Origin of the sequence: Mycobacterium sp. (assembly GCF_035314665.1) — a bacterium.
In the GTDB taxonomy this organism is placed as follows: Bacteria; Actinomycetota; Actinomycetes; order Mycobacteriales; family Mycobacteriaceae; genus Mycobacterium.
This window is the reverse complement of the sequence record NZ_DATFZD010000410.1, coordinates 58,186-65,269: the sequence shown is the minus strand read 5'-3', so window position 1 is coordinate 65,269 and position 7,084 is coordinate 58,186. Positions and strand designations below refer to the sequence as shown.

Genomic DNA, 7,084 nt, shown 5'->3' with positions numbered 1-7,084 from the left:
TGACCAGACTTTCCAGGACCTCGGGTTTGACTCGCTGACCGCTGTCGAGCTGCGCAACCGTCTGAAAACCACAACCGGGCTGGCCCTTTCACCGACCCTGATCTTCGACTACCCCACCCCCACCGCAGTAGCCCGCCACCTACTGGACAACTTTCAAGGCGCCCACACCAGCAGCGATCCGGGCGTTAGTGAGGACGACGTGCGTCAAATCTTGACGGCGATACCTATTTCACGGCTGCGCGAAGCCGGGATTCTGGATACCTTGGTAGGTCTGGCGGAGTCACCGGGATCGGCAGCGACAACGGAAACCGAAATTCCTACGGATGGGTCGATTGACAGTATGGATGTTGAAACCTTGGTCAAACATGTTACCGATAACTACTCGAGTCAGAAGTAATCAGATAGATGGCATCCATCAGGGTCGCTAAATGAAAATCGTGGTGACCGGCGCCAGCGGCGTTGTTGGTCGTGGAGTCGCCTCCAGGCTGCACAACGCGGGCCATGACGTGGTGGGCTTGGCCCGCCGGCGTCCAGCCAGCTGGCCGCTGATAATGGATTTCGCCGAAGCTGATATCCGCGATGCGACCGCAGTCCGGCGTGCCGTCGTGGGCGCAGAGGTTGTCGTCCACTGTGCTTGGGCGGCAAGCTCCGATGTCAACGTCGGCGGCACGGCCAATCTTCTTGAGGCGATGGCCATCTCAGGTTCTCGGCGGATCGTGTTCGTCTCGTCTGCACAGGTCTACGGTACGCGTCCGAACGGGACCGCTCCCTTGATCGAGGACGGGGTCATGGCCCCGGCGGTCGAGCAATTGCATGGCTGCGATAAAGCGACTGCCGAGGCGATGATCGCCAACGCTGGTGTCGAATGGGTCACGGTCCGCTCGGCTTTGGTGCTCGGTCGTGAAGTAGAGAATGCGGTGCTCCGATTGTTGGCCGCCCCGATGCTGCTCGACGTTGTGGGTTCCGGGGATCAGCTGCTGCAGGTCGTGCACACCGATGACATACATCGACTCCTGGTGCGGGCGGTCCTCGACGACGACGTCGAAAGCCGCACCGTCAACCTTGCGGCGGCAGGGGTTGTGACGCTGAAGGAGTTGGCGGCGGCGATCGGTCGGCCGCTGGTGAGAGTTCGCCAAGGGATGCTGCGTCGTGCGCTCTCCGTATTGCCGGGTTCAAGCCAGCTACCTATATCGTCCACTGAATATGTTCTGCCACTGAACCTTCCATTGATGGACACCACACGGCTGCAACATGCGTGGGGATTTGACCCGGTTTGGAGCGCACAGGAATGCGCAGCGGACTTCGGGCTCGCGGTTCGCGGGCGGGTATCTTTCGGCGGGAGGACGATATCACTGCCGTGGCGAGTGGGCCGTGTTGAAAGTATCCCGGCGGTCGAGGGCGCGTCCGTCGACGGAGTCGTGCCAGTGCCGGCCGGGCCTGAGGGTGGCAACTGCGAGTTCGACACCCCGATTGACCCGCGCTTCCCGACATTTGTCGCGACGAACCTGGCCGAGGCGCTCCGCGGACCTTTCTCACCGTCGTCCGCGTCGGTAACGGTACGGGGCGTGCGCGCTGGTGCCGTGAGGATCGCCGCCACGCTCCGGCCCGGAGGCGTGGTGCAGCGTGAGATGGCGTTGCGAACCGTTGGAGTATTTGCGCACCGACTGTACGGTGGAGTGACTTCCGTGCACTTCATGGCCGAAACCGTGCCGTTCGCCAGCCCATCGACGATACTCGGCCAGTTCTTCGGTCCCACGATCGCTGCCATTCCGCTGTTCGGCGCGGAGCGCCCCCCGCGTGAATCCCGCAGCGCCACAGGACAACTGCGCGACATCCTGATGTATGGTGCCAAATTCGTAGGGATCAGCGCAGGATCGATGCGCGACACCAGGGATTTCGTCGCCGATATCGAGCGGTTGGAACAATCTGTTGGCCAAGACTTCACAGATATGAACGACGAGCGGCTGCTCAGCCAGATCGTTTTGGCGCGCGACCACATCGTTCACGGCTGGACGTTGGCGTCGGCGTCGATCTTGTTGTGCACGGCCTACGGCTTTTTCCTGCGTCGGTTGACCGGACACGACATTACGCCGATGGCCGGGCCGGATCTCGTGAGCGCGCACCCGCTGGATGCGGTACGCCGGTTGGTGGCTCTGGCCCAACGCGATCCCGACGCCACAACACTCCTGAGCGAGCCCGGCGAGCATGTTGACGCGCTCCGTGAGCAGGTGCCCGAGTTCTATGCCGCTTTCGCCGCGGAGTTGGCATCTATCGGGCATCGCGGTCCGGCCGAAGCGGAGATGCGGTCGAGCACCTACGCCGATAACCCTGAACTCTTTCTCCGCATGGTGGCAAAGTCGCTGGGTACCCCAGCACCTTTGACACCGAGAAGTCCAATGATCCCGATCCTGGTCCGCCCGATTGCCATGCTCGCCGCGTGGCAACTGCGAGACCGTGAAGTCCGTCGCGACAAGGTGATTCGTGCCATCTGGGTGTTGCGCCTGATGCTGCGCGAGTACGGGCGCAGACTCACCGGCACCGGCGTTTTCGAGACCGCAGACGATGTGTTCTATCTGCTCGTCGATGAGCTCAACTCGTTGCCGCCCAACGTTTCTGATGTCGTGGCGCGGCGTCGCGCCGAGCAAAATTCACTGGCTGCGGTTTTACCGCCGCCAGCTTTTTCTGGAAGCTGGCGGCCGGCAGACACAACGGTGACGGTACTCACCGTCGGCGAGACCATGTATGGCCGCGGCATCTGCGGCGGACGGGTCCGTGGTCGCGTGCGCATCGTGCGTCCGGAGACGATCGACGACCTGCAGTCAGGTGAAATTCTCGTCGCGGAGGTCACCGACGTCGGGTACACGCCCGCCTTCGCATATGCCGCTGCTGTAGTGACCGATCTCGGTGGTCCGATGTCACACGCGGCCGTGGTCGCACGAGAATTCGGTGTTCCGTGCGTTGTCAACGCTAACGGTGCCTCGAGGCGGCTTCCGGAGGGATCGGTTGTCGAAGTTGACGGCGCCACTGGCGAGATCCGCGTCATCGAACTTGGTCCTCATCACAGACCGGCGTCCACCGCCACCGGGAGTTCCGGGGTTAGCCCGACGTCGCGCGCCGTTGGCTCACCAGAAGGCGATGGTCCCGCAATCGCGACCTGACAGGAAGCTCGGCGTCGGACGGTGAGGGCCCAGCCGACAAACGCGAGCACGGCGCTCGGCGGGCGCAGGCCTTCAGTTATCCGTTTGCCTCCCAGCCTTCAGCAAATCCCTCACCGCCGGTCCGCGGGCCTGCCTTGCTGATCCTGAGTGACGGCGCAACCACGCCACAGGATGCGGGGCCCACCAATTGGCGCGGCCCAGCACATGCATGAACGCAGGAACTAGCAGCATGCGCACCAAGGTGGCGTCCATCAGCACCGCCAACGTGAGACCCAGGCCAAACATCCGCACGATGGACACCTGGCCGGCTATCAGTGCCGCGAACGAAATCGACATCACCAAGGCCGCGGCCGTCACCACACGGCCGACGCGAGCCAGACCCAGTGCGACACTCTCGTCGTTGTCGGCGCGGCTCTGACCGCTCTGCAGCCAGTATTCGTGGATGCGGGAGATCAGAAACACCTCGTAATCCATCGACAGCCCAAACGCGATGCAGAACAGCAACACCGGGATATTCGGCACCAGCGTGCCGGTGACAGTGGTACCCAGCCCGCCGAGATGGCCGTCCTGGAAAACCCAAACCAGCGCGCCGAATGCGGCGGTGAGCGATAAGACATTGAGCAGCAACGCCTTCAATGGCAGCACCACGCTGCGGGTCAGCAGAAACAGCTGCACAAAGGTCACCGCCGCGATTACTCCCAGCACCATCGGCAGGCGCGAATTGATCGCCGCCGCGCTGTCGCGGGTGATCTGGGCAACCCCGGTCAGCTGGACACGCTCGCCGGAAGGTCCCGGCACGGCGTGCAACCTGTCGAGCTGGGTCTCTGAAGCCGCCGAGAACAGCGTCGCTGTGCTTGCCACGGTCAGGAAGGCGCTCCCATCGGCTATTCCGGTGGCCGCGGTGGGCGGCCCCACCCGAACGCCGCCAACGTAGGAGCCCGCAGGTGCCGACACTGAGGCCACGTCGGCGACCCGGGACAGCTGCGCGGCGTAGCGCGCCAGCTCGGCTGTGCTGACATCACTGCTGTGGGGGATGACCACGGTCACCGCGGAGGCCGGGTTGCTCGGGAACTCATCGCGCAGCTGGTCACCTACCTGGCGTGCGGAGACCGAACCGGGTAACACCCGATCGTCCGGGAATCCCCACCGCACCCCCAGGAAGGGCGCACCCAGCACCAGCAGCAATGCGATCACCGGAAGGCTGACCAAAACGACCCGGCGCATCACGAACTTCGTCGACCGGTACCAGAAGAATTGTTGCAACGACCGGCGCGGCGGGTCCGGGCGGCGCAGCAGCCGGCGGCCCAACCGTCGCACGTCCAGCGCATCAATGCGGTCACCGAGCAGCACGATCGCGGCCGGCGCCACCAACAGCGCCGCAACCGCCGTCAGCGCTACCACCGCGGCGCCGGCGAACGCGAACGATTTCAGGAAGTACATCGGGAACAGCGCCAGCGCGCCCATCGAGAAACCGACCGTCAACGCCGAGAACAACACAGTGCGGCCCGCGGTCGCCATGGTGCGGGCCAGCGCGGTGTCGCGGCCCGCGCCGTCGGCCCGCTCGTCACGGAACCGGCTAATGATCAGCAGTGTGTAGTCGAGCGCCAGTGCCAGACCCAGCGCGACGGTCAGGTTCAGCGCGAAGGTCGACACCTCGGTAACCAACGAGACGGCGCGGAGTACCGCCATCGTGCCCACGGTGGCCAGCAGGCCCACTGCCACCGGCAACGCGGCCGCCAACAGCCCGCCGAACACCCATACCAGCACCAGGAAGCTCAGCGGGATCGCGATGGATTCCATCACCACCAGATCCTGCTTGGTTTGTGAGTTGATCTGCACGTAGGCCGCGGCAGGACCGCCGACGCGGACCGTGACACCCTCACGGGGCGCCACCAGCTGCCGAACCAATGCTTTCGCGTGTTGCTGGCCCTCGCTACCACCGCCGGAAATGGCGGCGATGATGAGCCCGGATTTGCCGTCCCTGCTGGTCAGCGCCGCCGCACCGGTCGGTGTGGCGGTCCAGGTCGAACTCATCGCACCGACGAACGGCGAGATCCGCAGCTGTTCGACGATATCGGTCGCGACGGACCGCGCCGCGGCGCTGCGGACACCCCCGTCGGCGGTGATCATGAAGATCAACTGCAGGTCGCCCTGACCGAACTTGTCGGCCAGCAGCCGACCGGCGCGCGATGATTCGGCCGCCGGGTCCTGAAAGCCGCCGGCCGACAGGCTTTGCGTGGCCGAATAGCCGTACCAGCCGGCGGCTACGGCGACGAGCACCGCCACGGCGACAATCCAGCCTGGCGCAGCGATGGCCAGACGCGCTAAACGGTGCAGCACACGAGTCCTCACTTAGGCGGTCAACGGTACCGACCCTTTAAGTAACACGTCGGCCCGAAGAAATGTGCCGCGCCACCCCGTGCCCGCCGACGGGGGCTAGCCTCCTAGCTGTCGGTGGTGTAGCCCATCGGCATCAGCACGCTCTTCTGCTGGGTGAAGTGCTCGACGCCTTCGGGCCCGTTCTCGCGGCCGATGCCGGAGTTCTTGTAGCCACCGAACGGACAACACGGATCGAAGGCGTACCAGTTGATCGCGTATGTCCCGGTGCGGATCTGCTCTGAGATCTCTATTCCGCGCGGCACATTCGTGGTCCACACGCTGCCGGCCAGTCCGTACGCCGAGTCGTTGGCGATCTTGATCGCTTCCTCCTCGGTGTCATACGGAATGATGCTCAGCACCGGCCCGAAGATCTCCTCCTGGGCGATCGTCATGTTGTTGTCGACGTCGGCGAACACGGTGGGCTGCACGAAGAAGCCGTCATCCAGGCCTTCGGGACGGCCGCCGCCGCAGACCAGCCGCGCGCCCTCCTCGACGCCCTTGGCGATGTAGCCCTCAACGCGGGCACGCTGCTTCTCCGAAATCAGCGACCCGATCTGGGCGGCCGGGTCCGACGGCCTCCCGACCGGTAGCGCCTGTGCGAAAGCACTGACCGCGTTCACGATTTCGTCGTACCGCGAGCGTGGCGCCAGGATGCGGGTCTGGGCTACACACGCCTGCCCGGTGTTCATGATCCCGGAGAACACCAGCATCGGGACCGAGGCGGCCAGATCGACGTCGTCGAGCAGGATGGCCGCCGACTTGCCGCCGAGCTCCAAGGTGCAGGGCTTGAGCATTTCCGCGGCACGCTGGCCGATCTCCTTGCCGACGGCCGAGCTGCCGGTGAAGGAGAACACGTCGATGTCGCGGTTAGAGGTCAGCGCCTGACCGGTCTCGATACCGCCGGGCACTATCGACAGCACACCCTCGGGCAGGCCGGCCTCGGCGAACAGCTCCGCCAAAGCGTTTGTGCTCAGCGGTGTTTCGGCCGCGGGCTTGAGCACGATCGTGCAGCCGGCCAGCAGCGCCGGGCCCAGCTTGTTGATCGCCAGGAACAGCGGCACGTTCCACGCCACGATCGCGCCGACCACACCGATCGGCTCGCGGTGGACGATGGTCTGCCCGTAGCCGCCGTTGCGGGTCTCGCGCCACTTGACCTGGTCGACGGCGGGGCCGGCGAAGAAGTTCATACATCCGATCCCACTCATCCACTGCATCGTCTCGACCGAGACCGGCGGCTGGCCGGTCTCGAGGCCGAGCAGCTTGGTGAAGCCGTCTTTGTGTTCCTCCATGAGTTTGAGCGCGTTGGCGATGACTGCCGCGCGCTCCTTTGGCGGCGTCGTGGGCCAAGGGCCGCTGTCGAATGCCGCGCGGGCCGCGGCGACGGCGGCGTCAACGTCGGCCGCGGCGGCCATCGGCACCTTGCCGACGTACTCGCCGGTGGCCGGACAGTGCACCTCGATGACTTCGGAGGTCGACGGTTCAGTCCATTTGCCGCCGATGAAAAGCTTGTCGTATTCGGTCTTAAGGTCGGTCACTTGCGCCGCTCC

3 protein-coding genes and 1 pseudogene are annotated in these 7,084 nt (G+C 64.8%); 2 read left to right on the top strand and 2 right to left on the bottom strand.

Translation table 11 applies throughout. The features are described 5' to 3' along the window. Both VKI00_RS33910 and VKI00_RS29340 read left to right on the top strand, forming a co-directional pair. Positions 1–143 (top strand): annotated as a pseudogene (locus VKI00_RS33910) (acyl carrier protein); the annotation flags it as partial. A gap of 285 nt (positions 144–428) precedes the next feature. Then, positions 429–3,158: an NAD-dependent epimerase/dehydratase family protein gene (locus VKI00_RS29340; protein ID WP_324444492.1), complete on the top strand. Its 2,730-nt coding sequence runs from the start codon at positions 429–431 to the stop codon at positions 3,156–3,158. Between the two features lie 72 nt (positions 3,159–3,230). Here VKI00_RS29340 and VKI00_RS29335 read toward each other — a convergent pair whose 3' ends face one another. Further along, the gene (locus tag VKI00_RS29335; RefSeq protein ID WP_324444490.1) at positions 3,231–5,498 is read right to left on the bottom strand and encodes an MMPL family transporter; all 2,268 of its coding nucleotides are present in this window, start codon (positions 5,496–5,498) and stop codon (positions 3,231–3,233) included. Positions 5,499–5,602: 104 nt separating this feature from the next. Continuing rightward, the gene (locus tag VKI00_RS29330) at positions 5,603–7,072 is read right to left on the bottom strand and encodes an aldehyde dehydrogenase (RefSeq protein ID WP_324444488.1); all 1,470 of its coding nucleotides are present in this window, start codon (positions 7,070–7,072) and stop codon (positions 5,603–5,605) included. Positions 7,073–7,084 lie beyond the last annotated feature (12 nt).

Excerpts from the sequence above, each read along its gene's own strand:
- VKI00_RS29340 (WP_324444492.1), top strand. The coding sequence starts at position 429 with ATGAAAATCGTGGTGACCGGCGCCAGCGGCGTTGTTGGTCGTGGAGTC.